The following is a 26,936-nucleotide window of genomic DNA, read 5'->3' as shown; positions in this document are numbered from 1 at the left end:
TCGTTATCCGATCGAAATGTCTTGTTTTTCTTTTTGTGTATCAAACGTGGTGATGTTAATAACATCAGCAGCAACCAGATGTCCATTTCCGACATCCACTAAGTGAGGTGGATTAATCGATTTCTCAGGAAGTACAATCTGTTTCCTGCTATGATTTCGAAGCTCGGGATCATGAATAGGAATAGAAGATAGCAACGATTTGGTATAAGGATGGATAGGATTCGTATATAGCTCTTTTTTTGGAGCTACTTCTAAAAGATGACCAAGATAGAGTACAGCGACTCTATCGCTCATATAATGTACGACGTTTAAGTCATGTGAAATAAAAACACATGTAAGATTCATTTCTTTTTGCAGATCTTTTAATAGGTTTAAGACTTGTGCTTGAACAGAAACGTCTAAAGCCGAGACGGGTTCGTCTGCTATCAACAGCTTTGGGTTTAAAACGAGAGCTCTTGCGATTCCGATCCTCTGACGCTGTCCGCCGGAGAACTCATGTAACCTCTTATGATAAGAAGTTTTAGGAAGTCCTACTTTTTCTAACATCTCATAGGCTTTATTCGTACGTTCAGAAGGTGTTAACAGATCTTGAATTAGTAGTGGTTCTTCAAGAATCTCTCCTACATTATAGTGTGGGCTCAAGGAGTCACTAGGATTTTGAAAAACCATTTGAAATTCTTTGCGCAGAGGTCTAATCTTGTCTTCTGGTAAATGAGTAATCTCTTTTCCTTCAAAGAATATCTGACCTTGGTCTGGTTTGTATAATCGCATCAATGTTCTACCCAACGTTGTTTTACCAGAACCTGATTCTCCTACTATGCCGAGTGTCTCACCCTTTTGTATGTCAAGGGTGATTCCATCTACTGCTTTATGTAATTCTCCCCCTACTGAAAAGTATTTTGAGAGATTATGTAGCTGAATGATACTACTCATCTTCCGACAGCCTCCTTCTCTACAAACAACCGGACATAATGATCCGGTTCCACTTCAACCAACTCGGATGGCGCATCATAAACCTTATTTTCAATTGAATATGTTTCTGGAGCAAACCGTCGACCTACATATCCGACCTCTTCAAAGACAAAGTCTGAAACACTCTTTAATCTCTCTTCTGTGTCTGAGATCTTAGGAATGCTACTGATTAGCCCTTTTGTATAGGGATGGATCGGATTACGGAAAAGTGTATAAACATCACCTGCTTCTACAACTTTTCCACCAAACATGACATAAACGCGATCTGCATATTCAGCAACCACACCAAAGTCATGAGTGATCAGAAGGATAGAGGCATCATTTTCAATCTTGTAGTTATTGATGAGGTCAAGAATCTGACTCTGTACGGTAACATCGAGTGACGTCGTTGGTTCATCCGCGATTAACAAGCTAGGTTCTCCAGAAAGTGCCATAGCAATCAATACACGTTGCTTCATTCCCCCTGATAATTGAGAAGGGAACTGGTCATATACATGGTTTTTAAGTCCTACCATCCTGAGAAGGCGCAAAGCTTCGCTACGCTGCTCATGTCTCGTCAGCTTTTTTCGAGCTTTCAACCCTTCTGTAATAAGGACTCCGACCTTCATAGCGGGATTCAAACTAGCTTGAGCGTCTTGGAACACCATTGAAATTTCACTACCTCGAATATATTGCATTTCTTTATTTGAGACCTTTAATAGATTTTTATCTTTAAACAAGATTGCACCACTGTCAATGCTGGCGCTTAATGGAAGTAGACCGAGTATAGAAAGGGAAGTGATACTCTTTCCTGATCCGGATTCTCCTATGACCGCTACAGTTTCACCTTTAGGGATCGTTAGATCGACTCCTTGAACTGCAGTTATCTTTGATTTTTTTTCATGAAAGGATACATGTAAGTCCTTTATTTCTAGAAGCGGAGCACTCATATTTTCACCTCATTATTTTCGTTTGTTTTTGGAAATGATGTTTTGCAAACCACTTATCATCATGTTGATAGAAAAGATAGATACAAAGAAAAATCCAAGTGGAATTAAGATTATCCAAGGTGCAGTTAATACTTCCTGAAAGGAGTGGCCGATGATACCAGACCATTCTCCTGCGATGGGAACGTTTTCTGCTGTTAGATTTAAGAAGTCTCCTCGCATTTCTGTTTGAGATCCGCCAACAAACACTGCCAAAACTCCAAGGTGTGCAAGTAGAATCAAGATTTGAACAGCTTGTTGAGCAAATAATAAAAACAGTTTGGGCTTGATTTCAGGTAGTACATGTTTACGGTAGATATATTTTTTCTTCGCACCTAATGACATTGTGCTAATAATATAATCTTTATTCATAATGTTCTTGATATCTCCACTAAATGTAACCACGAGTGACGGGATACCGATCAACGTTAATATAATGCATTGAATGATGACCATCTTTCCAAAACTAATAGGGTCCGTTGTACTTTTGATGAACAACGGAATCATAAGCATATATGCAAATATGGTAGCCGGTACATAGAGTGTTGATTGGACAAGATCATTAAAGAATGTGTTGTTCTTGAGTTGCCCTTTATACAAAAAGGAGATGAGTACAGCTGATACTAACCTTAAAAAAGCAACGCCTAGTGCAATCAATAGTGTATATTTGGCTCCATCCAAGATCATATAGAATAAGTCTCTACCATCACGATCAGTTCCAAAGGGGGGGATATCAGTAGGAGAGAATGGAGCTACTTTTGATATAGAGCCATCATTTTTATACAGAAATTTAACTTCTTTTGGTCCTTCATATATAGAGTTAAGCCCCAAGCTCACAAATAGTAACGAAATGATGATAAAGAAACCTAACAAAAACTGAGGTTGTTTTAGTAGTTGTTTTATCAAGCTGCTTCTTCCTCTCTATGTACATTTAATCTCTGCGTATAACGCTCAATCCACTCAAAAAGAAATGAGAATGGAATTGCTACAAATAGAACAGTGATGATAAAAGCAACGCCTTTTGTGTTTAACATAATGGTCATAATACCGTGGAGGTTAAAAACATATTCTAATATAAATAGATTGGAGAGCATGAAAACGAATATGGTTCTTGAGTAATGAAACAGACTTGCAAGCACGTTACGAAACACATGATTAATCGTGATATATACGTTACTGTGTCCGAGTGATCTGGCTACATTTACATAAGGCTTATTCATTTCTTCATTTAATAATAAATATGTAATCTTAAAAAGCTGAATAGCCGGAAGAATAGACAGTGTGAGAATCGGGAAAAAGTATATCTTGCTTTCGTACACATTTGAAACATTTCCGATTAACAAACCAGTCTTTTTGTAGATGGCTACCACGGATACTTGAAGTACGATAATGATAAATAAGTCTGGTAACGCTTCTAACATTGTGTAGAATCCGTAGATAATCTTCTGCAAGGAACGAGGAAGTAATGTTGAGATAAAAGTAATGGTCAAAGCCAAAAATAGTCCAAAAAGTAATGCTGCAAGCAAAATGGTCATAGAGTATAAAAACTTCTCGAATATATCAGGGAATAAACTATAAGCTCGTCCACCAAGCATGTATTCCCAAGGTTTCATACTTTTTTGCTGTTCCACCCCAAAGAACAGTGTTGGAAAGAAACTAATGATTATTACTCCGATAATAATAGATCGTAGTCTTTTACCGTACCTACTAGTCACTATTTAGCCCCCTTGTAATCTTTATATGATTGCTTGTAATAATTGTAACATCTTTTTCCAATGACCATAATAATAATTATTGAATATTAAGATAACTCCAGTTATAGTTCTCCTGTAAAACAATGGGTAAACCCTTGATTTTATTGGAAATCACAGTGTTTCAATCTATAGGAGCAAAAAATCATTCAACAAAATAAGCTATATATCCTATGTTGTTTATAGGTATTTAAACCTATATAAAAAGAGGACTAAATTGTTCGATAAGTGATTATTTGGGATATTCAACATACTAGCTGTAGATATCATATAATTTCATATACCGTAATTAATCTAGTAATCATACGAAAAAGCACTAATAGATGTGCTTTTTTAGAATTTTATTAATAGCCCTGAGCTGGTATTAATATATTTTGCTGTGTATCCTGCCTAACTAACATTTGATAGGTTTGATCTTTAAGTACTTCTCTTATCTCTAAATGTATCGTGATTCTTCCCCTCACACCTACCAACTGTGTGAACCTACGGTAGGTATGTTTATCAATATCGATTTTATCTTCCTCAACATCTAGACTAACTTTTTCTCTTACTTCAAACTGAAATTCCTCCCTCATACCACAGGGATATAAAAATAGCCTTTCTTGTTGTCCTAGTCTTTCTTTAATAGCACCCACATCCTATCACCCCAATTTATAATTTTTTATCATCCTATTTTTCCCTTTAGTAACTAAAGGTGAACCAAATGTGAACCTATACGATTAAACAATTTTATTTGATAAAAATTTGCCATTTAAAAAAAACAAAACCCTTGATTCCTCAAGGGTTTTTGACTGTTATGTATGGTGGAGACTAGCGGGATCGAACCGCTGACCTTTTGGCTGCCAGCCAAACGCTCTCCCAGCTGAGCTAAGCCCCCGATTAATACTGACATAGAAAAGTATATAATTATTCTAAAAATGGAGCAAGCCCTTTTTGGATAAATCTGCATATCCTCTTTCTTAACTTCAAATAATAATTAAAATACATAACGAATTAGGATATAGAAATGTTCATCTGAAATTTTTAAAACTAAAAGATTCTAATTCTCTACGTAATTGACACTCTAACAAAAAGATATAAGTCTTTTTTACCTTAAAAGTAATGTTGTTAAATTGGTATAGACAACTAGTCCTATGATCTTTAAGGACTTAAGTTCTGTTTTGTCTCCATGTGACAGGAACCGCTTTTTTTCTACCGAAAAGTGACAAAGAAAGAAAGCGCTACCAAATATCAAGGAGGTTAGTAATGTGAAAATATCAATAAACATTCGGTATGTTTTTTTGATTGCTCTATTGATCGTTCCTATGTTTGCTGGAGTGGGGAAGGCTGAAGGTGTTTCAGCCAAACATAAAAGAAATGAAGGCTTAATGATCGCTCAAAATATGCCGCAACTAAGTAAGCATATTAACGGCGACACAGTAGATTTAGCAGCATTGTTAACAAGTAAAGACGGAACATATGTCGAAGCGACAAACCATTTAATATGGAAATCCCTTAATAAAAGAGTTGCCTCTGTAAACAGTGAGGGCCTTGTAAAATTAAACGGTAAGAATGGTGCAACAATTATCATTGTTACAGATGGTAAGTCGTTCGACAAAATCGGAATACACGTTAAAAACGGGAAGGCAGAATTTATAAAACAAAAAAACCAAAAATATGACGTGATCAGAAAAGCGATAAAGTCTATGACAGTAAAAGAAAAGGTCGGCCAGATGTTAATGCCAGATTTCCGCAATTGGAAAGGGCAACCTGTAACGGAAATGAACGATGAGATTAGAGAACTTGTAAAAAAATATCACCTCGGTGGCGTTATTCTATTTAGAGAAAATGTAGTAACAACAGAGCAGACAGTTAGATTAGTCGATGAATATAAAAAAGCAAATGAAGATTATGGTTTATTGGTATCAATCGACCAAGAAGGTGGAATTGTGACACGTTTGCAAAGCGGTACCGATTTCCCAGGAAATATGGCGCTTGGTGCCACAAGATCTACAGAGATGGCGGAATCTGTCGGACATGCCATCGGATCAGAGCTCCATTCATTAGGGATTAATATGAACCTTGCTCCTGTTTTAGATGTTAACAACAATCCGGATAATCCTGTCATTGGAGTACGATCATTTGGTGAAAATCCACAGTTAGTCGCTGATTTAGGTACTGCTTATACAAAAGGATTACAAAATTCAGGTATGGCTGCCACTGCTAAACACTTTCCAGGTCATGGTGATACAGCAGTTGATTCCCATTTAGGTCTGCCGTCTGTACCTCATGAAAAAGAGCGGTTATTAGAAGTTGAGCTATATCCTTTTCAGCAAGCGATGGATGAAGGTATTGATGCTATTATGACAGCACATGTTACCTTCCCTAAAATTGATCCTACCACTGTAATTTCTAAAAAGGATGGAACAGAAATCAATCTTCCAGCCACATTGTCATACGAAGTTTTAACAAATTTAGTGAGAAAAGAGATGGGCTTTAAAGGTGTTATTTCTACCGATGCATTAAACATGAACGCCATTGTTGATCACTTTGGACCAGTTGATGCAGTAATTCGTGCAGTAAATGCTGGAACAGATATCGTATTGATGCCGGTAGGGTTAGAAGAAGTCGCTAACGGTTTATATGAGGCAGTCGATAATGGTGAAATTACAGAAAAAAGATTGAACCAATCTGTTGAGCGTCTATTGATATTAAAAGCGAATCGAGGTATTTACAAACAAGTAAATGAGACACCAGTTGAAGACAAAATTGAACATGCAGAAGAAATAGTTGGAAACCAAGATCATAAGGCTTTAGAAAATGAAGCGGCAAGAAAGTCAATCACACTTGTGAAGAACGATAATCTTTTACCGGTTAATAAGAACGAGGTCAAGTCGGTAGTGGTTATTGGCAATACCTATATTGAAAACGTTAAACAAGCATTAGCTTTTCATCACTCATCGGTCGAGCTGATTAAAGCAGATAAACCTTTAAATGCGGAACAGTTGCAAAAAGTAAATGATGCCGACCTCGTTGTTCTCGGAACCTATACGTTTAACGTGGCTGGACGTTCACCGTCTTCAGCTCAAATGCAGATGATCAATCAAGTTATTGATACAGCACCAGATAAAACAACAGCTATAGGTATTAGAAATCCTTATGATATTATGGCGTTCCCTGAAGTTTCAGCTTATCTTACACAATACAGCTTCAGAGATGCGAGCTTTAGAGCAGCAGCAGAAACCATTTTTGGTATGAACGATCCTTCAGGTAAGCTACCTGTTACGATCTATGAAGAAGGTTTAGAACAGATTCTATATCCGTTTGGTCATGGCGAAAGCTACTAATAGGGGGGAAATAGACAATGAGAAAATGGGGAATTTTTTTAACGATATTGATGTTGTTTTCTTTTATATTGCCAGGTGCTCAAGCTACGAACCAGAAAGTTTTTGATCATAAGAAAAGGTTTAAGACAGGGCTAGAGCAATTGTTGAATCATGATATGAGGGTATTAAAGGGGAAGAAGGTCGGTTTAATCACGAATCCGACTGGAGTAGACCGCAACTTGAACAGTATCGTTGATGTTCTATACAATCATCCAGATGTAGAGCTGAAAGCTTTGTACGGACCTGAACACGGAGTAAGGGGAAGTGCTCAAGCTGGAGAATATGTTGAATTCTACAATGATCCAAAAACAGGTCTTCCAGTCTACAGCTTATATGGAGCAACAAAAAAACCAACTCCTGAGATGCTTGAAGGGATCGATGTTTTGGTTTTTGATATTCAAGATGTAGGTACACGTTTCTATACGTATATTTACACGATGGCATATGCGATGGAAGCAGCAAAAGAGAACGATATACCATTTGTGGTACTCGATCGTCCGAATCCACTAGGAGGTAAAGAAGTAGAAGGGCCAGTATTAGATCCTGCGTATTCTTCATTTGTTGGTCTTTATCCTATTCCGTTGAAACATGGCATGACTGTAGGAGAGCTGGCGAAATTATTTAATAAAGAGTTTGATGTTGATGCTGATTTAAAAGTGGTAGAAATGAAAGGATGGAAGAGATCCTGGAGCTATGAAGACAGTGGGCTTGAATGGGTGTTGCCTTCTCCTAACATGCCAACAAAGGATACGGCACTTGTGTATCCTGGAAGTGCGCTGATTGAAGGGACAAACGTTTCAGAAGGTCGCGGAACGACTAAGCCGTTTGAGTTGATCGGTGCCCCATTTATTAACGGAGATCAGTTAGCAGAGGAATTGAATAAAGAAGCTCTGCCAGGCGTTACATTTAGAGCAGCGTCGTTTATCCCGGCTTCATCTAAGCATGCAGGGAAGCTATCTCACGGAGTAGAGATTCATGTGAAGGATGAAAAGTTATTCCAGCCTATACTTACTGGAATCACTCTTGTGAAAAGCATTCATGATCTTTACCCAAATGATTTTGAATTCAGGGCAGAAGATAGTAGAGGGATCTCTTTCTTCGATCTATTAACCGGAAACGGATGGGTTCGAGAGTATATTGAAACAGGACGTACTGTAGATGAAATCGTTTCTCGATATGATCAAGAACTTGAGAATTTTAAAGATGTAAGAAAAAAATATTTGTTGTATTAAGTGTGAGAAAAAGCTAAGGCGGTTTCTTTAGCCTTAGCTTTTTATTTGAATTTTCTGACTGGTATAGACAACTAGTCATAAGAATGGTAGGCTAGGCATAAAGTGATAAAGGGGAGTGGACATGAAACCTAAAATTTTACTTGTGGGAACCTTAATCAACGAAAAAGGACAGCTCGTTGATAACGGATATTTGTGGATTAAAGACGATAAGATTCATCATGTTGACACAACAGATCCCCTCTCAACGGATGAAGATGTTATTAGGTATAACTTGCCTAAGGGATGTATCATCCTCCCTGGCATGATCGATATTCATATTCATGGTGCTGCGGGAGCAGATTTTATGGACGGAACGCAAAAAGCACTAGAGATTATTGCAAAACATCTCCCTGCAGAAGGAACAACGTCTTTTTTAGCAACAACGATGACTGAAGAAACGTCTGTTATTCATAACGCACTGAATGCTGCTGCAAACTTCATAAAACAATCTCGAAATTCAGCCGCTGAAATGCTTGGAATTCATCTTGAAGGACCTTTTATTTCTCATAAACGAGCGGGCGCACAGCCTAAGTCTTTTATTCTGCAGCCTGACGTGCATCAATTTAACGAATTTCAAAAATCGGCTGATGATCTTATAAAACTCGTTACGTTAGCGCCTGAGATGGATGGTGGATTAGAGCTTACAAAGTCTTTATCTTCACAAGATGTAATCGCTTCGATTGGTCATAGTGATAGTTCTTATGTAGAAGTAAAAGATGGGATTGAAGCAGGTATTTCTCACGTCACACACTTATTTAATGGCATGCGTGGGATGCATCATAGAGATCCAGGAGTTGCAGGGGCTGCTCTCTTAGAGGATGAACTAAAGGTTGAGATGATAGTGGACGGCGTTCATGCAAGCCCTGAGATGATTAGACTAGCCTATCATTCTACTGGTTCAGAACGAACTATTTTGATTACGGATTCGATGAGAGCAAAAGGTCTAGGAGAAGGCACTTATACACTTGGTGGTCAGCAGGTATCTGTAAAAGCTGATGAAGCTAGATTAATTGACGGAACACTAGCAGGAAGTATCTTGCCGATGAACATCGCTGTTAAAAACATGATGGATTATACGCATTGCTCGTGGTCAGATATTGTGAAAATGACGAGTGAGAATGCTGCAAAAGAACTGCAGATCTTTGAACGAAAAGGAAGTCTTTCTGTCGGTAAAGACGCAGATATTACGGTGTTGACCGAGGAATGCGATGTGCTTATGACATTTTGTCGAGGAGAGCTTGTCTATCAACGAAAGGGGGAACGAGTTTGAGATTGATTAAGGTTTCCGACGAAGAAGAGCTTAGTAGAATGGCAGCTGAATATGTGTTTTCAAAAATTAAGCGTTCAGAAAGAATTGTGCTAGGTCTTGCTACAGGGAGGACACCTTTAGGCATGTACCGACACCTTTCAAAATATAGTAAAGAGTATAAGCAGTCCTATTCACATGTGCACACTGTTAACCTTGACGAATATGTCGGTTCCAGAGCTTATCATGATTATATGCAACAAAACTTTTTCGACCATATCGGAATTCATAAGAATCAAACTCATCTCCCAGATGGTAACGCCGTAGACCTTGAGAAAGAATGCAAGCGGTATGAAGAAGTGGTCAAACAACTGGGTGGTATCGATCTTCAGGTGCTCGGTATTGGAGAGAACGGACACATCGGTTTTAATGAACCTGGTACAGATTTTAGTTCACGCACGCATGTAGTCGAGTTAACAGAGTCCACATTAAGGGCGAATGCAAAATATTTTACACATGAGAAACAGCCGCGAAAAGCGATTACGATGGGGATTGGCACAATCCTAGAGAGTAAAGAAATCCTGCTTCTTGCTGCCGGTGAAAAAAAAGCGAGAGCATTAAGAGAACTATTTCAAGGTACCATAAATTCTGATATACCAGCGACGCTTCTTAATCATCATCCTAACGTTATTGTGTTAGCTGACGAAGGTGCAAGGAGTCTTTTAGAAGAGGAGAGTTAAGTATTTTTATGATAGATAAAACATCACCAATGCCACTTTACTTTCAGATCGAAGAAGCGATCAAACAAAAGATTGATAAAGGTGAATGGGAATCTGAAACCATGATACCTTCTGAAAGAGAGTTTGCTGAAAACTATGAAGTAAGCCGCATGACAGTCCGGCAGGCTATCAATAATCTTGTGAATGATGGCTACTTAACCCGCCGAAAAGGGAAAGGAACCTTTGTTTCTGCAAAGAAAATAGAGCAGAAGCTTCTAGGTCTTACAAGCTTTACAGAAGACATGAAGTCACGAGGCTATAGACCAGCATCTAGACTTATATCTTTCCAAAAAACAACCGCTGAAAACAGAGTAGCAAAAGCGCTTGAGATCGAAGAGGATCAAGAAATTTATGAGATAAAACGTGTTCGCCTTGCAAATGACATTCCAATGGCGTTCGAGACGACTTATGTTCCCGTTGATCTTCTTGAATTAAACGAATCACATATAAAAGAAGGTTCTTTGTATTCTGAAGTTGAGAATGCAGGATTTGTAATAGATTATGCGACACAAAGTTTAGAAGCGTCCATTTCGCGTGAAGCAGAAAGCGAGATACTTGAGATTACAAAAGGCGCAGCAGTTCTTCTCATTAAGAGACAAACGTATTTAACTACAGGAAGACCTCTTGAGATTGTTCATTCGGTTTATAGAGGCGATCGCTACAAATTTATGATTGATATGAAACGCTGATAAACAGCGTTTTATATAAAAATGAAAGCGTTTACTAAAAGGGGGAAGAAGCATGGGGAAAGAGCAGCAGATGGCTCATGGTATCATCGAAAAACTTGGAGGTTCTTCAAACATCCAATCGTTGATGCACTGTATGACGAGAATTCGGGTTAATTTACACGATCCGTCAAAGGCGGATCTCAAAGGTCTTAAAGAAGTAGATGGTGTGTTGGGTGTCGTTGAAGATGATACACTGCAGATCATTGTCGGGCCTGGCATCGTTAATCGCGTCACTCTTGCGATGAGCGAAGAAACGGGTATGAACATCCAATCTGTTGATGAGACGGATCCAATGGACCTCGAACAGATGGCTCGAATGAATAAGGATTCCATCAACAAAAAGAATGCAACACCTTTCAAACAGTTTTTACGCAAGATCGCTAGCATCTTTATTCCGCTGATTCCTGCAATCGTAGCGTCTGGTTTGATTATGGGAATCACGAACGCGGCAATCAACTATGGCGCTGATAAAGACACATCATTCATGCAGATGATGGGTGTTATTGGTGGCGGGTTGTTTGCTTACTTGGCTGTATTCGTTGGTATCAACACAGCAAAAGAATTTGGAGGCACCCCTGCACTTGGAGGAGCTGCCGGAATCTTAATCATCAATCCGAACCTAGCTAATATTACGCTTTTTGGAGATCCGTTAGTTGTTGGTCGTGGTGGTTTAATAGGTGTTATGTTAGCTGCAATATTTATCGTCTTTTTAGAAAAGAGAATTCGTAAATTTGTTCCAGCAGCTATTGATATTATTGTTACACCAACTTTAGCGCTGCTGATTACAGGATTTGCAACTCTTTATGTCCTGCAGCCTGTTGGTGGTTTTCTTTCAGACGTTATCACAAAAGGACTATTAAATATTCTTGATGTAGGCGGTATTTTCTCTGGACTTATCTTAGCAGGAACATTCCTTCCATTGGTTGTAACAGGATTGCATCAAGGGTTAACACCAGTACACATGGAGCTTATTAATACGATTGGTGATGATCCGCTATTACCGATTCTAGCGATGGGTGGAGCAGGGCAAGTAGGTGCTGCCTTTGCGATCTACTTTAAAACAAAGAACCAGCGTCTTCGTAAAGTTATTAAAGGTGGATTACCTGTTGGTATGCTCGGAATCGGAGAGCCTTTGATCTTTGGTGTTACTCTTCCACTAGGACGACCGTTCTTAACAGCTTGTCTAGGAGCTGCAGTAGGGGGAGCGTTCCAAGCGTTCTTTAAGATAGCAACAGTTGCAATCGGTGTATCAGGTATTCCTTTAGTATTCCTTGTACATGCAAATGAAATGGTCCTCTATTTAGTAGGTTTAGTAATTGCTTATTTCTTCGGATTCTTATTCACATGGACGTTTGGATTTAAAGAGAGTATGGCAAAAGACATCTAACGAATCAGGAGTGAACGTTTTGTGTTATGGGATTTCAATCTATCTAAGTGAATCAGACACGTTTAATAAAAACTGGATGGAGAAAGCCGCTAAGAACGGATTTCAGTACATCTTTACTTCACTTCATATTCCTGAAGAGAAGAACGTGGATTACGTTAAACAAGTTAAATGGTTAGGAAAAACCGCTCAAGAGTTTCATATGGAAGTAATGGCAGATGTTTCACCAGCTTCTCTTGAACGGTTAGGTTTATTATTTTCTGAACTGCCTTCCTTAACAGACTGGGGCATTTCGGGTATCAGGATGGATTATGGGTTTACGGCCAAGCAGATCGCTTGGCTGTCTCACCATCTTAAAATTGGTTTGAATGCTAGTACCATTGACGAAGAAGAGCTTAAGAAGTTGATGGATGAGGGACTTCAACCGAATCAAACAGAGGCTTGGCACAACTTTTATCCAAAACCGTTTACAGGTATCTCAAAGCAATCTCTTTATGAGAGAAATGCTCTGTTTCATCGGTATGGAATCAAAACGATGGCATTTATTCAAGGTGATGAACAATTACGGGGTCCTCTTCAGTTAGGACTTCCTACAATTGAGAATCACAGACATGTCTCACCGGCACTTGCTGCATTGGAACTTCAAGAAATGAACACGGACAAAATCTGTGTAGGAGATTTAAACCTGATGAACAAAACTTTACAAGAACTAAAGTATTTAATGGAAGGTACAGTCCCTCTTTATGCCGACTTTAACAAAGGATACGAGATATTCAACAACATGGTTCATTCAAATAGAATGGATGCTGCAGAATATGTGATCCGTTCTGTTGAGTCACGACAACAGCTTTCTCATTTTCAACAGGAAGCTCATGGGTTAGAAGTATTTAATGAAGGAACGATAACGGTTGAAAACGAGTTATATGGCAGGTATGCAGGTGAACTTCAGATTTGTTTAAAAGATATTCCTGCTGATACAAAAACGAATGTAGCGGGACGTATAAAAGAAGAGAGCTTGTCACTGATGAAGAAAGTTGGAGGCGGCAAGAGATTTGTGCTGTTGAATTCAAACGTGAAATAAAGTTTTGTTAACTATCAACCATTTAAAGGAGATCAAGATGGACTTAACCAAATTGGCTACAGAAAAAAGAAACCCTGACACGTTAACTATTGATGAACTTACAACTTTAGAAGTGATCCGAAAAATACACGAAGCCGATCTGGGAGTAGCCAGTTGTATTACTCCTGTTTTAAGAGAAATCAGTTCTGTCGTTGAAAAGGTAGTCACAGCTTTTGAAAATGAAGGTCGATTGATCTATATTGGTGCTGGAACAAGTGGACGGTTAGGCGTTTTGGATGCATCAGAGTGTCCTCCCACATACGGCACAGATCCTAGTTTAGTAGTTGGGGTCATTGCAGGAGGTGATTATGCCCTTCAGCATGCGATTGAAGGAGCGGAAGATGATGCAGAGCTAGGTGAATCCGATCTTAAAGCTTTAAAAATAACTGAACGAGATGTTGTTGTTGCTATTGCGGCTTCTGGCAGAACGCCATATTGCTTAGGTGCGATGAAATACGCAAAAACAAAAGGAGCATTAACAGCAGCTCTTGTGTGTTCTTTAGATTCACCCATGGAAAAGCTTGCGGATATTAGCATTCCTGTCGTTACGGGGCCAGAAGTGGTCACAGGTTCTACTCGAATGAAAGCCGGTACCGCTCAAAAACTTGTATTGAACATGATTAGTACAGCAAGCATGGTGCGATGGGGTAAGGTGTACAGCAATCTCATGGTCGATGTTCAACCAACGAATGAGAAACTAGTTCAGCGTGCCAAAAATATTATTATCGAAGCTTCTGGCGCAACAGAAGAAGAAGCGGAAATGGCTTTGCAAGAACAAGGCGGCAATACAAAGGCCGCGATTTTTCAGCTTGTTACAGGCGTCGCTCCAAACGAAGCCAAATTGCAACTTGATCAGCATAATGGAAAGTTAAAAGAAGCGATACGTAATTTCACTCAAAAGTGAGAGGGGTAGGTACTATGTTAGGTTTCTTACAGCGTATTGGTCGTGCGCTCATGCTTCCGATCGCAGTTCTTCCTGCAGCTGGACTTTTGCTACGTTTTGGTCAAGAGGATTTATTAGATATACCATTCTTAGTGGCATCAGGTAATGCGATTTTTGGTCATCTAGCGTTATTATTTGCAATAGGTGTCGCAGTAGGTCTGTCCAGGGATGGGAGTGGAGCTGCTGGACTTGCAGGAGCGATCGGTTACTTCGTACTAACAGAAGGAGCCAAAACATTTGCAGAAGTAAACCTTGATTATGACGGAAAATTTGATATGTCCGTCTTAGGAGGTATCCTCGCAGGGGTCATAGCTGGACTTTTATATAATAAATTTTATAATACGAAACTCCCAGAATGGCTTTCTTTCTTTGGAGGTAAACGATTTGTTCCAATCGTAACGGCTGGAACGATGGTACTTTTAGCGCTTGTTTTCGGATTTATCTGGCCATACCTTCAGATGGGATTAGAAAACGTTGGTACTTGGATTACAAGTGCGGGTGCAATCGGTGCAGGTATATTCGGTTTCTTTAACCGTCTACTGCTCCCACTAGGGCTTCATCATGTACTCAACAGTTTCTTATGGTTTGTATTTGGTGAATTTACAGGCGAAAATGGGAAGGTCGTAACTGGAGATCTATCGAGATTTTTTGCTGGAGATTCTAAAGCTGGCTTTTATATGGCTGGATTTTTCCCTGTAATGATGTTCGGACTTCCGGCAGCTTGTTTAGCCATGATCCATACAGCAAAAAAACATCGTAAGAAGGCAGTAGCAGGAATGCTAGGCAGTTTGGCTCTTACTTCTTTTGTTACTGGAATTACAGAACCAATCGAATTTGCTTTCATGTTCCTATCTCCTTTACTGTATGTGATTCATGCTGTATTAACCGCTGTTTCGATGTCGGTCGCAGTATTACTAGATATCCATCATGGGTTCACGTTTTCTGCTGGAGCGATTGATTACTTCTTAAACATCGGTATCTCCCAGAATGGTTGGTTGTTACTTCCGATGGGTGCAGTATATTTTGTTTTATACTATGGAATATTCCGTTATCTGATTGTGAAACTGAACTTGAAAACACCGGGCAGAGAAGATGAAGATGCTATTGTATCAGAAGCTGCAGCTACTACTACAGCGAATGGAAAGTATGAAAGGGCTGCATCAGCATATATGAGTGCACTCGGAGGAAAAGATAATATTGTGCTGCTGGAAAACTGTATTACTAGATTAAGAGTTCAGATTAAAGACTTTTCAGAAGTTGATGAAGAAGCGCTTAAAAAAGCAGGATCAAAAGGTCTGATCAAGCTTAATAATCAAAATATACAGGTCGTTGTAGGATCTGAGGTTGAACCGATCGCAGATTGTATGAGAGATAAGCTATAAAGCTATAAAAAAGACCACCATCTTCTTTTAGAAAATGGTGGTCACTTCTTTATTACACGTTCCAATAACCACTTACTGGTACGTTTGCTGCGTATCCATAGGAACATGGGTAAGCATAAACACAGCAGTTTCCATTAAACGAGACGGCTCCGACAATAATGAGCAGCACGAATAGTACCACGTAAAGCGTAAAGCTATCAGAACAGTACTTTCTTGACGACATATTTTCACTCCTCTTCTTGCGTGTGAGAAGCCGATTTCTCTCCTCAACTTATTTTATGCAAGTAGGATGAGCATAGAAACGGTGATAAATGCCCCATTTTAAGAGAGTTGCCGTCAACAAGAAGTCTATTTGTATGCTTCATCTAAGATGATGTATAAGTAATCTACGAATTCACCTTTTGAGAACATCGTAACTTCATATACATTACCAAGGTCGTTGTACACATAAGCTGTGTCTGTGTCCGTTGTTTCTTCAACATCTACAGGTAGACCAGCAAGTTCAAGTGCTCTAGTCATCTCTTCATCATTAAACATAATTTCTTCATCTATTACAGAATAAACAAGACGAGCTGCTTTTCCTTCCACAAATGTTACCGCATACTTATCATTCTGATAGTAGTTTACGATAGCGGGAACGAATTCAGTCGTGCCTGAGTAGCGGAACTGAATCTTTTCAGAGCGGGTTGGTTTACCCCATCTGTCGCTTATTTGTTTTTCGGAAGAATTTGTTAGTTCACTAGCAACAAATTGATGCTCGCTAGTTAGATAATCCGTTTGTTCACTATCATTATTTTCTGCTTCACCTTCTGCAGTGCTGTTTTCATCTTCAGTTGTTGTTGTCTCAGTTGCTTTTGAATCTTCTTTTTCTGGATCAGATGTGGAATTATCAGTAGATTCTTCCTTCTCTGCTTTTGTTTCTGAAGCTCCTTGTTCATTTTGTTTCGTATCCTTTGAACAAGCTGTTACAGTTAGTAACCCAATTATAAGCAATAGCGTTATAAGTTTTTTCATGATACTCCCTCATTATGTAGTTCATATTGTTAAACAGACACTTCCAATGTTAACAAAAGAGTACAAAAATTGAAAATGAAAAGTTTGGCAGATGAAGAAACTTATATCCTTTTCAGAATAGAATGACATTTAAATACCTTATTTTCATAAAATAAGGATATACACATTTATCAGTATGAAAAGCTGTTATTGCTTTTATGTTGTTTCGAAAGTAGTTGATTACATCTCGTGCCTATCTTTTCACTGGGGGCGCTCTGCAAGGCTTTTATTAAAGAACTCATTATCAGTCGAATGCATGGAGTATTATTTCATTTTGTTAACAAATCAACTACAATATATGGTAGACATCCATTTAAAGGCATGAATGCGAAAGGGCAGGTGGAATAGGATGCAGTATATTGTGTATGATTTAGAAATGACAAACCGGCTCTCAGAGATTATTGAGATTGGTGCCATTCGAATGGTCGAAGTTGATGGTGAACTTAAAATTCTGGATACGTTTCAATCATTCGTTCAACCTAAAATGGATAAGTTGAATACACGAATTACAAATCTAACTGGTATCACCAAAAAAGATTTGATTTCTGCTCCTGTTTATACAGAGGCTATTGAAAATTTCAGATCCTGGATTGGCGTAGAAGAATATTATCTTTGTTCTTGGGGACCAGAAGATAAGTGGGCACTGATCACTGATTCAACATTTCATAAAGCAAACACGGATTGGATTATCAATCATAATGATCTGCAATTCCATTTCAGTATCCTTCATGATAGTGAAAAAGGATTTCGATATGGTCTGTCACGCGCTCTTCAAGCGATGGAGCTCGTTTATGAAGGTTCAAAACATAGAGCGCTAGACGATGCAATCAACACAGCCAAAATTCTTATTAAAATTTATCAGAAGGTCAAATTTGTTAAGAACCCGACTTCTTTCTTAGAATCAAAGCTTTTTGAACCTGAAAAGTTAGTATATAAAACGAAGTCTGAAGTAAATGAATCGCCATTCGCTTCTTTGTCAAAGTTATTTAACTAAAATAATTTTAGTTTTAAATGTAAACTTTGCAATGCAAATGGTTAACTGTTACAGCCAAGATAGGACTAATTTCCTGTTCCTTCGACTTCCTTCGACATAAAACTGTAGGTATTATAGGGTAAAATCCATAAAAAGTAAGATATGTCGTCATTTGACGAATTGTTTTTGTAGGAAAATGACCTTAGTTTCGATAATAATAGTTAGTAGTAGGGGGTGTTTGTTGGTGGAGACTACATATTACATAACCAATAAAAACAATCAGTTATTAGAACTTTTGAACACGATCGATCATTGCTTGACGGATGCAAGCCTTGAGGAAGTAGATTCAATAATCAAGCTAAAAGAAGAACTGTTAGCAAACGATGGTATACATATAACACCTGAGCAAATTAATAATATTATTTCCTTATTGTTATCATTTGTACCAAATACAGTTAGAGAAGTTGGTTAATGAAGAATCTCTTCAAAAAGAGGTTCTTTTTTACTACTTAAGTTTATTTCGCCCATCATTTTTGTTCTCTGGGGGTATTAATGAAAAAAAGAAGTGAATAATCACTTCTAATTTGAATCCTCAACTTCTTTTTTTGATTTTAATTCTTTCATCTCATTTTTAAATCTTTCTCGAAGAGAACTTTGGTGACCATATAAGAACAACATGTCACCTTCTTGAATTTCTGTTGTGTAACTATCCTTTCTTACTGTTACATCTCCTCGTTTAATGAATAGTACAAGTAAATCGTCATCTACTTGTATAACATCTTTTAATTTTTTTCCCATAATCTTTGAATCCTTATGAATGGGAAGTTCGACAACAACATCATCTTCTTCAAAATACATAACATCTCTTAATGGAAGATCTGCAAGGTTGTAACTTTTTTCCATATGACTTTCGAAGGTTTTTTTCATATATTTCTTTAGTTTCGGTATAGTTAAGATTAAATAAAGACTAATGAGTGCTAAAATAATGATCCCTAGCTCAATCGAGCGAAATTCATCGGATAAGATGTTGCTTATCGATGAGATGATAACCGCTAATGAAAAGACTCCGAACAAAATGAGAAACGTACTTAAACGTCTGCGTACTGGATGCTCCAATATCAATTCAGATTCCCCGGTCGTAAAACCTGTAGCAGTAAACATTGAGATGACTTGGAAGCGAGCAATTTCTTTTTTTAATCCGGTTAACGTGAATAATAGCACGTTGATTTCAATTACTATTCCAATGATTGCAAAATAAAGCAGAGTGAATAAAAAACCCACAAAGGCACCTCCATTAAAATTCTTCTTTACCTGTATACCCTTATTTTCTATTTATATAGAGGAAATAAAAATATTTTATTCGTTTCATAAACATTTATAGCCCCTCATATAGTTTTGGTACAGGAGGGATGTATATGACAGGATTTCTAATTACCTTAGTGCCTGCAAGCCTATTGTGTGGAGGAGTTGCTATGTTGATTCATACATTTATGAAAAAAGATTCTTATCATTATGATCAAGAGAATCTCTGGGAAGATACATCGCTTACATCGGAAGATTATCGTTTGAAATAACACATTCATTACTTGATATTTTCCCTCGTTATGGTAAAAAGTAAGATAACAATAACTAGAATCGAGGACTTGATGTGCGGAAAGTATCAAAAAGATGGTTGATTGGTGGTACAGGACTAGCCCTCATACTATTCCTTATCTTTCAATTTTATGGAGAAACAGAAGGGGCGAGCGATACACAAACCCTAAAGGTCGTTGCCCTTGGAGACTCATTAACGTACGGAGTTGGTGACCCATCCAAAACAGGATATATTGGAATCGTTAAAAGAAATATTCAGCAGCAAACAGGCAGGAATGTAATCATTAATAATTTTGGCATCAGTGGACAGCGTTCCGACCAATTGTTAAGACAATTGGATAATGGAGTCGTGATCAAATCATTAAGACAAGCGGATCATATCTTTGTTTTTATTGGTACCAATGATTTTCGCAAGGCGGCAGGTTGGAACTTTCGACAGTTGCCTCAACAAAAATTAGTACTTGGAAAAGAAAAATTAAGAAATAACTTAAGTAAAACACTGACAGTCGTGCGTGAAAACAATTCGTTCGCGCCAGTCTATGTATTAGGTCTATATAATCCTTATTTTGGAAAAGAATACGATCCAACAGCTGCAGACAGTATTAAGTCCTGGAACGAGGCAATTGTTGAGGCAAGCAAAGAAAGCACGCTTACAAAATACATTTCCACCTTTGAACTTTATGAAAACGTGGAGAAAGAACTGTATTTTTCTGATTCTATCCATCCAAATAGAAGAGGATATAACAGATTAGGAAACTGGGTTTACAACCAATGGAAGCCTTTAAACCAGGAATGATCTCTTAGAAGCTGATACTTCTAAGAGATTTTTTTATTTCTTTTAAAAAGGTTGTTGTCGTAAACTTTGTTGCTTTTGGAAGTGTTGATCTCCGTTCCAGGCTGCTCGCTTTCCACGGGGCAGGCGGTGAGCCACATTCGTACGTTTCACGTATAAGTGTCTCACCTGTCTAGTTGCAGTGGCTAGCCTCTCGAGGTCAAAAGTTAAATGGCTCAGAAGGCAAAGTGCGCCTTCAAATCCATTCACCTTTTGCTTGTCAAGGCTGAACGAGCCACTTCCGCTTTTCGGACTGCCCGCCTATCCCGTAGGAGTCTCGCACCTTCCACTCCAATCAATTTTCAAAGGTGACAGTTCAAAGCAACAATCTTATAAGAAAAGAGCGTTTTAAAACGCTGTTGTCATAAACTTGCTTGCTCTTTGGAAGAAGTTTATTTCAGGTGCTCGGTTTTCCTTGGGGCAGGCGAGGAATCGCGAACATTCCATTCCAATCAACTGTCAACGGAGGTAAGGAATTAATAGCAGTAATCTATTAAAAAAACTTTTTAAAAACGATTGACTTGAGAATGATTATCATTATAATTAGAAGTGGAGTTGATAATCGTTTTCAATTACTTATACATAGAAGGGGTAACTGACATATGTTTAAAAAGAATATTTTCACTGCTGTTGTAATGGTCCTACTAGCTGCTTTAGTCTTAGCTGGCTGTGGTAAATCTAACGAGGGTGCTAGTTCAAGCAACACCGATGCAAAAAAAGAAGAGAAGAAAAGCGGAGAAGTAAATTTATATACAAGTCGTCATTATGACGTTGATGATAAAATCTTTGCTGATTTTACAAAAGAAACTGGTATTAAAGTCAACCTTATTAAAGGTGAAGATGATGAATTGATCGAACGTCTTTCTAGAGAAGGAAAAGCAACAAAAGGAGATCTATTCTTCACATCTGATGCTGGTCGTTTACACTGGGCAAAAGATAAGGACCTTCTGCAAAGTGTTGAAAGTGATACATTGAATAAAAACATTCCAGAGAATTTAAGAGATAAAGATAATCAATGGTTTGGTCTTACAAAGCGTGCACGTGTCATCGTATACGATAAGAAAAAAGTTGATCAGTCAGAACTATCTACTTATGAAGCATTAACTGAAGACAAATGGAAAGGGAAAGTACTGATCCGTTCGTCTGAAAACATCTACAATCAATCATTAGTATCTTCATTTATTTCATTAAATGGAAAAGATGAAGCGAAGAAATGGGCAGAAGGAATCGTTAACAATATGGCTCGTGATCCTCAAGGCGGTGATCGTGACCAAGCGAAGGGTATCGTTGCAGGTGAAGGTGATGTTGCCATCATGAACTCTTATTATTTTGGTCAGATGCTGAACTCAGAAGATCCTGAAGAAGTGAAAGTTGCTAAACAGCTAAGCGTATTTTTCCCTAACCAAGAAACAACAGGTACTCACATTAATATTAGTGGTATAGGTGTTACGAAACACGCTAAGAACAAAGAGAATGCTATTGAACTAATGGAATATCTGTCTAGTCCTAAAGTTCAAGAAGTATTTGCTGAAGCAAACTACGAGTATCCGGTTAATAAAGATGTTGAACCTTCAGAGCTCTTAAAATCTTGGGGTAACTTTAAAGAACAGGATCTTAACCTTTCTGAGCTAGGTGAAAACAATGCAGATGCTGTTAAAATTATGAATGAAGTTAGCTGGAAATAAACGTTAATATCTTGCCGTATCACGATTTGTGATACGGCTAATTCCATGTCAAACAAACAACCGAGAACAATGCTGATGAGTAAAGAAGGTGAAGATGTTGTATTTAATTCGAAAAATGAGATCACAGTTAAATAGTTGGGCTTTGCTAAGTGTGATTTTTTCTACTTTAATCCTTTTGCCGGCTTTGCTCATCATGATTCAGTTATTTGCTGAGAGTAACGAGAACTGGGAACACATTAAAGAATACATGTTGAAAAATTATATCGTGAATTCTGTTACACTTGTCAGTTTTACAGGCTTTTTCACAGTGTTGATCGGTGTAAGTACGGCTTGGCTCGTTTCTGCATATAAAGTTCCCATGCATCGTTTCTTTAAATGGGGTCTCATACTCCCTCTTGCGATCCCGCCATACATTGGAGCCTATACGTACCATGGAATTTTAAATTATACGGGAGTCATTCAGACGACATTAAGGAACCAGTTTGGTATAAAAGTAGATCAGAAGTATTTCGACATCATGAACATCCCGGGTGCTGTTTTCATCTTTACGATGTTTCTTTATCCGTATGTATATATCATCACAAGAAGTTTCTTAGAAAATCAGTCATCATCACTGATTGAGAATGCACGTTTGTTAGGAAAAGGATCGTTCATGACGTTTATACAAGTTGTGCTTCCTGTGTCACGTGCAGCGATCGTTGGTGGCGTTAGTCTTGTTATTCTTGAAGTCTTTAACGATTACGGAGTAGTTAAATATTTTGGTATTCAAACGTTTAGTACAGCCATATTTCAAGCTTGGTTTGGAATGGGAGACATCTATTCGGCTATCAAGCTAGCGGGTACTCTGATGTTTATCGTAGTTTTGATTTTGATCTTAGAAAAAGTAATAAGGGGCAGGAAGCAGTATAGCTATTCCACTTCAAAAGTCCGTCCGTTACAACCTAAAGAACTTAAAGGCTTGAAAAAGGTCGCTGTGCTATCTTTTTTTATCTCTTTATTTGCTCTAGCTTTCGCCATTCCTTTTATTCAGCTTTTACAATGGGTGTATATGACTTATGATGTGATCTTAAGTGCTGCATTCGCTGATTTGATTTGGAACTCAGTCTTTGTTGCTGCTATAGGTTCAGTTTTTATTATTATCGTCGCCTTAATCATCGCCAACTTTAGCCGTCTTTCGAAGGGCTGGATCGGGAAGCTGTTTTCCAAAATTACGGTTTTAGGCTATTCGATTCCTGGAGCTGTAATTGCTATAGGCGTCCTTACATTATTCCTCGCACTAGATGAAAAGGTAATAACCTTGTACGAATGGTTTGGACTAGAGCCAACCCTTGTACTAAGCCTCAGTATTAGTATGCTGATCTTTGCTTATGTTGTTCGATTTCTTGCTGTTGGTTTTAACTCGATCGAATCAGGTTTTGATAAAGTAGGAACAGTTTTTACAGAAGCTTCAAGAACATTAGGGATGTCAGTAACAAAGACGTTTTTTAAAGTTGATATCAAAATGATCAAAGGTGCGATTGCTGGTGGTTTCATCCTTGTTTTCGTAGATATTTTAAAAGAGCTGCCTCTTACTCTTATCCTGCAGCCTTTTAATTTCTATACGTTGGCTACGAAAACATTTCAATATGCAAGTGATGAACGTATTCATGAAGCCGCTGTTTCATCAATGGTAATTATTTGTATAAGTGCACTTTCAATCTTCTTTTTACACAGAGTTTTAGAAAAGGAGCCAAAATAATGTTTGTTCAAATCAAAAACTTAACTTTTCATTACAAAAATTCGCAAAAACCACTGTTTGAAAACCTATCTCTCAGCTTTAAGCAGGGAGAAGTTTCAGTGATCTTAGGAGAAAGCGGGAGTGGGAAAAGTACGTTACTTCGTCTTATAGCAGGGCTAGAAGTGCCATCAAAAGGGTCGATACAGATCGATCAGGCAGTCATGAACGATAACTTCCGTTTTGTTCAGCCGGAAAAACGTGGAGTGGGTCTAGTTTTTCAAGATTATGCTTTGTTCCCTCATATGACAGTTGAAAAGAACATCAAATTTGGCTTAACAAAAATGAATCGTAAACAGAAACAAGCACGAATGGAAGAATTATTGGCTATTGTAGGCATGGAGGACTATGCTTCTCGATATCCTTATGAATTGAGCGGCGGTCAGCAGCAGCGTGTTGCACTAGCAAGGGCTATGGCTCCAAACCCATCTTTGATTATGTTTGACGAGCCTTTTAGCAATCTCGATTCTAAGCTTCAATTACAGATTCGTGATGAATTGCAGGAAATTTTAAAACGTACTGGAATCACTTCTATTTTTGTAACTCATGATGAAGAAGATGCTCGTGCCATAGGTGACCGAATCATACTGATGAACAATGGAAAGATTCAGGATGAAGGGCGTCCTGAAATGGTTTTGCAGAAGAATAAAGAAAAGTTATCACTAGCATACGTATAAAAAATAAAAACCGGGATATCCCGGTTTTTATTTTTGGCTGTTTACTAAAAGATTGTGTTTTTAAATCTTTTAGTATTTACCTCTTTGACTGTTGATTGGAGTGGAAGTTGCGAGACTCCTATGGGACAGGCGGGCAGTCCGAAAAGCGGAAGCGGCTCGTTCAGCCTCGATAAGAAAAGGTGAATGGATTTGAAGGCGCACTTTGTCTTCTGAGCCATTTAACTTTTGACCTCGAGAGGCTAGCCACTGCAACTAGATAGGTGAGACACTTAAAAGTGAAACGTACGAATGTGGCTCACCGCCTGCCCCATGGAAAGCGAGCAGCATGAAACGGAAATCCGCACTTACAAAAACAACAAAGTTTAAAAAAAGCCTTATTTTTTGAATTGAGTATCTAATTTACCGTTCATGTCGATTAAGAATCCGATTTCCCGTCCTAGTAATTCACCTAGTTCTTTTGCTTTTTTTTCGCTTTCGTTCTTTATTTGTTCAATCGTAAGTTCACCTTTAAGTTTTGATGCTCCAACGATAATACTTAATTCACCTTTTTCATAAAATACGATTTTCATTTACAATACCTCCCTGAAAAATAGAACCTTATACATAATTCGTTTTTTCTCACATGATTATGGGGTAGAAGTGAGAATATGGAAAAACATTCATCATGAAACAATTAATTGGAATAAATAAGCATAGCAAGTATTCTTGACAAGAATTTATGTATGTTGATAAAATTAGAGCATATTATATATGATTCGCTGAATTCGGATGTTCTATTCTATAGAATATTTTGAAGCGGGGGAACCACGATATGGCTTATAAAGCCTCGGGATGAATTTGTGCATACACAAAAGGGACAACTCTCAATTTCCTAATCCGACAGCTAACCTCGTAAGCGTTTTTGGAGAGAGAACTCTATGCATGGGCTCAGTCTATGTGTTGCGGTGTATTCCCACGGAAAATCCTCTCTATTTTCGGTGGGTTTTTATATGCAACAAATAGGGCATGTATTAGTATAAAATTTCTTCAACGTACTGCACACTAAATAGTGAGAAGATTTTAACAAAGGGGGTACTTTATTATGAAATTATCTACAAAAATTTTAATTGCTCTTGCACTTGGGGTTGTTGCTGGTCTCATTCTTAATCTAGCCGTGCCTGATGCTTTCTCAACACTGGACAAATATGTTTTAAAGCCAGTAGGGACATTATTCTTAAACCTTATTAAAATGTTAGTTGTTCCGATCGTGTTCTTCTCTATCGTACTTGGAACGGCAGGACTAGGTGATCCGAAGAAACTTGGAAGAGTGGGTGCCAAAACAGTTGGTTATTTCTTAGGAACTACCACGATTGCGATTATTATCGCAATGGCTTTAGCACTTGTCTTTAAACCAGGTGTAGGGGACTTTAAAACGGAAGGTGCTAAGTTTGAACAACAAGAAGCACCTGCAGTAACAGATACTTTGCTGAACATTATTCCTACTAATCCAATTCAAGCAATGGCAGAAGGAAATATGCTTCAAATTATTGCATTCTCCGTGTTTGTAGGATTTGCTCTAACGATGTTAGGCAGCAAAACAAAAGGTATAATGGATCTAATTGAACAAGGTAACGATATTATGATGTATCTTGTAAACCTGATTATGAAATTTGCTCCATATGGTGCTTTTGCATTGATTGCTTCAGCAGTTGGTAGTCAAGGTATGGATGCCATCAAAGCGATGGGCTTATATATGAGCGTAGTTATCTTAGCGTTATTCATCCACTCTGTTGTCGCGTATGGAGGTTCGATTGCTTTATTCGCAAAGAAGAGCCCGCTCTGGTTCTTTAAGGGATTCGCGCCGGCAATGTCTGTTGGATTTAGTACGTCTAGTTCGAATGCAACTCTTCCGATCTCAATGAAAACAGCTCAAGAGAATTTAGGGGTTCGAAAATCGATCAGTGGGTTTGTACAGCCCCTTGGTGCAACGATTAACATGGATGGAACAGCTATCATGCAAGGTGTAGCGACGATTTTTATCGCACAAGTATACGATGTTAACTTAGGATTAACACAGATGCTTACTGTTATTTTAACGGCAGTGCTTGCTAGTATCGGTACAGCTGGTGTTCCTGGAGTTGGATTGATCATGTTAGCAATGGTATTGAACTCTGTAGGATTACCAGTCGAAGGTATTGCCTTAATCCTAGGTGTTGATAGACTTCTTGATATGCTTAGAACAGCTGTTAACATCACTGGTGATGCTGCTTGTGCTGTAATCGTTGATAAAGGTGAAGACAAACATCTTGGAACTCGTGAACAAGAAGTTAGTGCATAAATAATTGCGTTAAAAGACCGCGGTGGATACATTTACCTGCGGCCTTTTTGTATGCCGATTTCCCTAGTTTACAAATGTTGAGTAAATAAATGTAAGCACAGGTGCAAAATCATGGTAAAATAAGAA

The 26,936-nt window shown here is 38.2% G+C and carries 26 protein-coding genes, 1 tRNA gene and 1 riboswitch; of the genes, 17 read left to right on the top strand and 10 right to left on the bottom strand.

What is annotated here, in order from left to right; genetic code table 11:
• Nucleotides 1-3: 3 nt before the first annotated feature.
• The 6 genes from H9648_RS01700 to H9648_RS01675 form a co-directional block, all read right to left on the bottom strand.
• The gene (locus tag H9648_RS01700) at nucleotides 4-933 is read right to left on the bottom strand and encodes an ABC transporter ATP-binding protein (protein ID WP_191752052.1); all 930 of its coding nucleotides are present in this window, start codon (nucleotides 931-933) and stop codon (nucleotides 4-6) included.
• On the bottom strand, nucleotides 930-1,901 hold the full coding sequence (locus H9648_RS01695; protein WP_191752051.1) for an ABC transporter ATP-binding protein: 972 nt from the start codon (nucleotides 1,899-1,901) through the stop codon (nucleotides 930-932). Before H9648_RS01695 ends, H9648_RS01700 begins: the two co-directional genes overlap by 4 nt.
• A gap of 12 nt (nucleotides 1,902-1,913) precedes the next feature.
• Nucleotides 1,914-2,843 (bottom strand): ABC transporter permease subunit, encoded by a 930-nt coding sequence (locus H9648_RS01690; RefSeq protein ID WP_191752050.1) that lies wholly within the window; start codon nucleotides 2,841-2,843, stop codon nucleotides 1,914-1,916.
• On the bottom strand, nucleotides 2,840-3,652 hold the full coding sequence (locus tag H9648_RS01685; RefSeq protein WP_191752049.1) for an ABC transporter permease subunit: 813 nt from the start codon (nucleotides 3,650-3,652) through the stop codon (nucleotides 2,840-2,842). The genes H9648_RS01690 and H9648_RS01685 overlap by 4 nt, the downstream gene beginning before the upstream one ends.
• Before the next feature lie 380 nt (nucleotides 3,653-4,032).
• Entirely contained in the window at nucleotides 4,033-4,323 is a 291-nt protein-coding gene (locus H9648_RS01680) for a hypothetical protein (protein WP_191752048.1), read from the bottom strand.
• A gap of 166 nt (nucleotides 4,324-4,489) precedes the next feature.
• Nucleotides 4,490-4,565: transfer RNA gene (locus H9648_RS01675), tRNA-Ala, on the bottom strand.
• Between the two features lie 427 nt (nucleotides 4,566-4,992).
• Here H9648_RS01675 and nagZ point away from each other — a divergent pair.
• From nagZ to nagE, 9 genes are all read left to right on the top strand, one after another.
• Nucleotides 4,993-7,014, top strand: a complete 2,022-nt coding sequence (gene nagZ / locus H9648_RS01670; protein WP_191752653.1) for a beta-N-acetylhexosaminidase — start codon at nucleotides 4,993-4,995, stop codon at nucleotides 7,012-7,014.
• A gap of 17 nt (nucleotides 7,015-7,031) precedes the next feature.
• On the top strand, nucleotides 7,032-8,285 hold the full coding sequence (locus H9648_RS01665; protein ID WP_191752047.1) for an exo-beta-N-acetylmuramidase NamZ family protein: 1,254 nt from the start codon (nucleotides 7,032-7,034) through the stop codon (nucleotides 8,283-8,285).
• Between the two features lie 121 nt (nucleotides 8,286-8,406).
• On the top strand, nucleotides 8,407-9,594 hold the full coding sequence (gene nagA, locus H9648_RS01660) for an N-acetylglucosamine-6-phosphate deacetylase (RefSeq protein WP_191752046.1): 1,188 nt from the start codon (nucleotides 8,407-8,409) through the stop codon (nucleotides 9,592-9,594).
• Nucleotides 9,591-10,310, top strand: a complete 720-nt coding sequence (gene nagB, locus H9648_RS01655; RefSeq protein ID WP_191752045.1) for a glucosamine-6-phosphate deaminase — start codon at nucleotides 9,591-9,593, stop codon at nucleotides 10,308-10,310. The genes nagA and nagB overlap by 4 nt, the downstream gene beginning before the upstream one ends.
• Nucleotides 10,311-10,318: 8 nt before the next feature.
• Nucleotides 10,319-11,038: a GntR family transcriptional regulator gene (locus H9648_RS01650; protein WP_191752044.1), complete on the top strand. Its 720-nt coding sequence runs from the start codon at nucleotides 10,319-10,321 to the stop codon at nucleotides 11,036-11,038.
• A gap of 52 nt (nucleotides 11,039-11,090) precedes the next feature.
• Complete coding sequence (locus H9648_RS01645) at nucleotides 11,091-12,464, top strand: PTS transporter subunit EIIC (protein WP_191752043.1); 1,374 nt, start codon at nucleotides 11,091-11,093, stop codon at nucleotides 12,462-12,464.
• Nucleotides 12,465-12,483: 19 nt separating this feature from the next.
• Complete coding sequence (locus H9648_RS01640; protein ID WP_191752042.1) at nucleotides 12,484-13,542, top strand: DUF871 domain-containing protein; 1,059 nt, start codon at nucleotides 12,484-12,486, stop codon at nucleotides 13,540-13,542.
• 37 nt (nucleotides 13,543-13,579) lie between these two features.
• Nucleotides 13,580-14,485, top strand: a complete 906-nt coding sequence (gene murQ, locus H9648_RS01635; RefSeq protein WP_225218672.1) for an N-acetylmuramic acid 6-phosphate etherase — start codon at nucleotides 13,580-13,582, stop codon at nucleotides 14,483-14,485.
• A 14-nt stretch (nucleotides 14,486-14,499) separates the two neighbouring features.
• On the top strand, nucleotides 14,500-15,906 hold the full coding sequence (gene nagE / locus H9648_RS01630; RefSeq protein ID WP_191752041.1) for an N-acetylglucosamine-specific PTS transporter subunit IIBC: 1,407 nt from the start codon (nucleotides 14,500-14,502) through the stop codon (nucleotides 15,904-15,906).
• A 52-nt stretch (nucleotides 15,907-15,958) separates the two neighbouring features.
• Here nagE and H9648_RS01625 read toward each other — a convergent pair whose 3' ends face one another.
• Together H9648_RS01625 and H9648_RS01620 are read right to left on the bottom strand one after the other, a co-directional pair.
• The gene (locus H9648_RS01625) at nucleotides 15,959-16,129 is read right to left on the bottom strand and encodes a YjcZ family sporulation protein (RefSeq protein ID WP_144698432.1); all 171 of its coding nucleotides are present in this window, start codon (nucleotides 16,127-16,129) and stop codon (nucleotides 15,959-15,961) included.
• Nucleotides 16,130-16,254: 125 nt separating this feature from the next.
• Nucleotides 16,255-16,920, bottom strand: coding sequence for a hypothetical protein (locus H9648_RS01620; RefSeq protein ID WP_191752040.1), 666 nt, complete (start codon nucleotides 16,918-16,920; stop codon nucleotides 16,255-16,257).
• A 388-nt stretch (nucleotides 16,921-17,308) separates the two neighbouring features.
• On the opposite strand from H9648_RS01620, the gene H9648_RS01615 reads away from it, so the two are divergent.
• Both H9648_RS01615 and H9648_RS01610 read left to right on the top strand, forming a co-directional pair.
• Nucleotides 17,309-17,953 (top strand): 3'-5' exonuclease, encoded by a 645-nt coding sequence (locus tag H9648_RS01615; RefSeq protein WP_191752039.1) that lies wholly within the window; start codon nucleotides 17,309-17,311, stop codon nucleotides 17,951-17,953.
• A gap of 223 nt (nucleotides 17,954-18,176) precedes the next feature.
• Nucleotides 18,177-18,404 carry a hypothetical protein gene (locus tag H9648_RS01610; protein ID WP_191752038.1) on the top strand — a complete coding sequence of 76 codons (228 nt, stop codon included), beginning with the start codon at nucleotides 18,177-18,179 and terminating at the stop codon, nucleotides 18,402-18,404.
• Nucleotides 18,405-18,511: 107 nt separating this feature from the next.
• On the opposite strand, the gene H9648_RS01605 is transcribed toward H9648_RS01610, so the two are convergent.
• Nucleotides 18,512-19,213 carry a TrkA C-terminal domain-containing protein gene (locus H9648_RS01605; protein ID WP_191752037.1) on the bottom strand — a complete coding sequence of 234 codons (702 nt, stop codon included), beginning with the start codon at nucleotides 19,211-19,213 and terminating at the stop codon, nucleotides 18,512-18,514.
• 134 nt (nucleotides 19,214-19,347) lie between these two features.
• Here H9648_RS01605 and H9648_RS01600 point away from each other — a divergent pair, with 134 nt between their 5' ends.
• From H9648_RS01600 to H9648_RS01580, 5 genes are all read left to right on the top strand, one after another.
• Nucleotides 19,348-19,506, top strand: coding sequence for a hypothetical protein (locus H9648_RS01600; RefSeq protein ID WP_191752036.1), 159 nt, complete (start codon nucleotides 19,348-19,350; stop codon nucleotides 19,504-19,506).
• A gap of 74 nt (nucleotides 19,507-19,580) precedes the next feature.
• Nucleotides 19,581-20,321, top strand: a complete 741-nt coding sequence (locus tag H9648_RS01595; protein WP_191752035.1) for a GDSL-type esterase/lipase family protein — start codon at nucleotides 19,581-19,583, stop codon at nucleotides 20,319-20,321.
• A 638-nt stretch (nucleotides 20,322-20,959) separates the two neighbouring features.
• The gene (locus H9648_RS01590; protein ID WP_191752034.1) at nucleotides 20,960-22,042 is read left to right on the top strand and encodes a Fe(3+) ABC transporter substrate-binding protein; all 1,083 of its coding nucleotides are present in this window, start codon (nucleotides 20,960-20,962) and stop codon (nucleotides 22,040-22,042) included.
• Nucleotides 22,043-22,136: 94 nt separating this feature from the next.
• Entirely contained in the window at nucleotides 22,137-23,780 is a 1,644-nt protein-coding gene (locus H9648_RS01585; protein WP_191752033.1) for an ABC transporter permease, read from the top strand.
• A complete protein-coding gene (locus tag H9648_RS01580; protein ID WP_191752032.1) occupies nucleotides 23,780-24,493 on the top strand; it encodes an ABC transporter ATP-binding protein in 714 nt (237 codons plus the stop codon). Before H9648_RS01585 ends, H9648_RS01580 begins: the two co-directional genes overlap by 1 nt.
• A 374-nt stretch (nucleotides 24,494-24,867) precedes the next feature.
• On the opposite strand, the gene H9648_RS01575 is transcribed toward H9648_RS01580, so the two are convergent.
• Nucleotides 24,868-25,062 (bottom strand): hypothetical protein, encoded by a 195-nt coding sequence (locus H9648_RS01575; protein WP_144698448.1) that lies wholly within the window; start codon nucleotides 25,060-25,062, stop codon nucleotides 24,868-24,870.
• 177 nt (nucleotides 25,063-25,239) lie between these two features.
• A riboswitch (cyclic di-AMP (ydaO/yuaA leader) is annotated at nucleotides 25,240-25,406 on the top strand.
• A 168-nt stretch (nucleotides 25,407-25,574) separates the two neighbouring features.
• Between H9648_RS01575 and H9648_RS01570 the strand changes: the two genes are divergently transcribed.
• Nucleotides 25,575-26,810 (top strand): dicarboxylate/amino acid:cation symporter, encoded by a 1,236-nt coding sequence (locus tag H9648_RS01570; RefSeq protein ID WP_191752031.1) that lies wholly within the window; start codon nucleotides 25,575-25,577, stop codon nucleotides 26,808-26,810.
• Nucleotides 26,811-26,936: the final 126 nt, after the last annotated feature.

The sequence above is a fragment of the Fictibacillus norfolkensis genome, from assembly GCF_014836645.1.
Classification (GTDB): domain Bacteria; phylum Bacillota; class Bacilli; order Bacillales; family Fictibacillaceae; genus Fictibacillus; species Fictibacillus norfolkensis.
Note: the sequence above shows the minus strand (reverse complement) of the source record. Positions and strands in the feature narration are given on the sequence as shown.

Excerpts from the sequence above, each read along its gene's own strand:
- nagE (WP_191752041.1), top strand. The coding sequence starts at position 14,500 with ATGTTAGGTTTCTTACAGCGTATTGGTCGTGCGCTCATGCTTCCGATC.
- H9648_RS01615 (WP_191752039.1), top strand. The coding sequence starts at position 17,309 with ATGCAGTATATTGTGTATGATTTAGAAATGACAAACCGGCTCTCAGAG.
- H9648_RS01580 (WP_191752032.1), top strand. The coding sequence starts at position 23,780 with ATGTTTGTTCAAATCAAAAACTTAACTTTTCATTACAAAAATTCGCAA.
- H9648_RS01625 (WP_144698432.1), bottom strand. The coding sequence starts at position 16,129 with ATGTCGTCAAGAAAGTACTGTTCTGATAGCTTTACGCTTTACGTGGTA.
- H9648_RS01620 (WP_191752040.1), bottom strand. The coding sequence starts at position 16,920 with ATGAAAAAACTTATAACGCTATTGCTTATAATTGGGTTACTAACTGTA.
- H9648_RS01650 (WP_191752044.1), top strand. The coding sequence starts at position 10,319 with ATGATAGATAAAACATCACCAATGCCACTTTACTTTCAGATCGAAGAA.
- nagZ (WP_191752653.1), top strand. The coding sequence starts at position 4,993 with ATGTTTGCTGGAGTGGGGAAGGCTGAAGGTGTTTCAGCCAAACATAAA.
- H9648_RS01570 (WP_191752031.1), top strand. The coding sequence starts at position 25,575 with ATGAAATTATCTACAAAAATTTTAATTGCTCTTGCACTTGGGGTTGTT.
- H9648_RS01695 (WP_191752051.1), bottom strand. The coding sequence starts at position 1,901 with ATGAGTGCTCCGCTTCTAGAAATAAAGGACTTACATGTATCCTTTCAT.
- H9648_RS01575 (WP_144698448.1), bottom strand. The coding sequence starts at position 25,062 with ATGAAAATCGTATTTTATGAAAAAGGTGAATTAAGTATTATCGTTGGA.
- H9648_RS01585 (WP_191752033.1), top strand. The coding sequence starts at position 22,137 with ATGTTGTATTTAATTCGAAAAATGAGATCACAGTTAAATAGTTGGGCT.
- murQ (WP_225218672.1), top strand. The coding sequence starts at position 13,580 with ATGGACTTAACCAAATTGGCTACAGAAAAAAGAAACCCTGACACGTTA.
- nagA (WP_191752046.1), top strand. The coding sequence starts at position 8,407 with ATGAAACCTAAAATTTTACTTGTGGGAACCTTAATCAACGAAAAAGGA.
- H9648_RS01700 (WP_191752052.1), bottom strand. The coding sequence starts at position 933 with ATGAGTAGTATCATTCAGCTACATAATCTCTCAAAATACTTTTCAGTA.
- H9648_RS01645 (WP_191752043.1), top strand. The coding sequence starts at position 11,091 with ATGGGGAAAGAGCAGCAGATGGCTCATGGTATCATCGAAAAACTTGGA.
- H9648_RS01600 (WP_191752036.1), top strand. The coding sequence starts at position 19,348 with ATGACAGGATTTCTAATTACCTTAGTGCCTGCAAGCCTATTGTGTGGA.
- H9648_RS01665 (WP_191752047.1), top strand. The coding sequence starts at position 7,032 with ATGAGAAAATGGGGAATTTTTTTAACGATATTGATGTTGTTTTCTTTT.
- H9648_RS01590 (WP_191752034.1), top strand. The coding sequence starts at position 20,960 with ATGTTTAAAAAGAATATTTTCACTGCTGTTGTAATGGTCCTACTAGCT.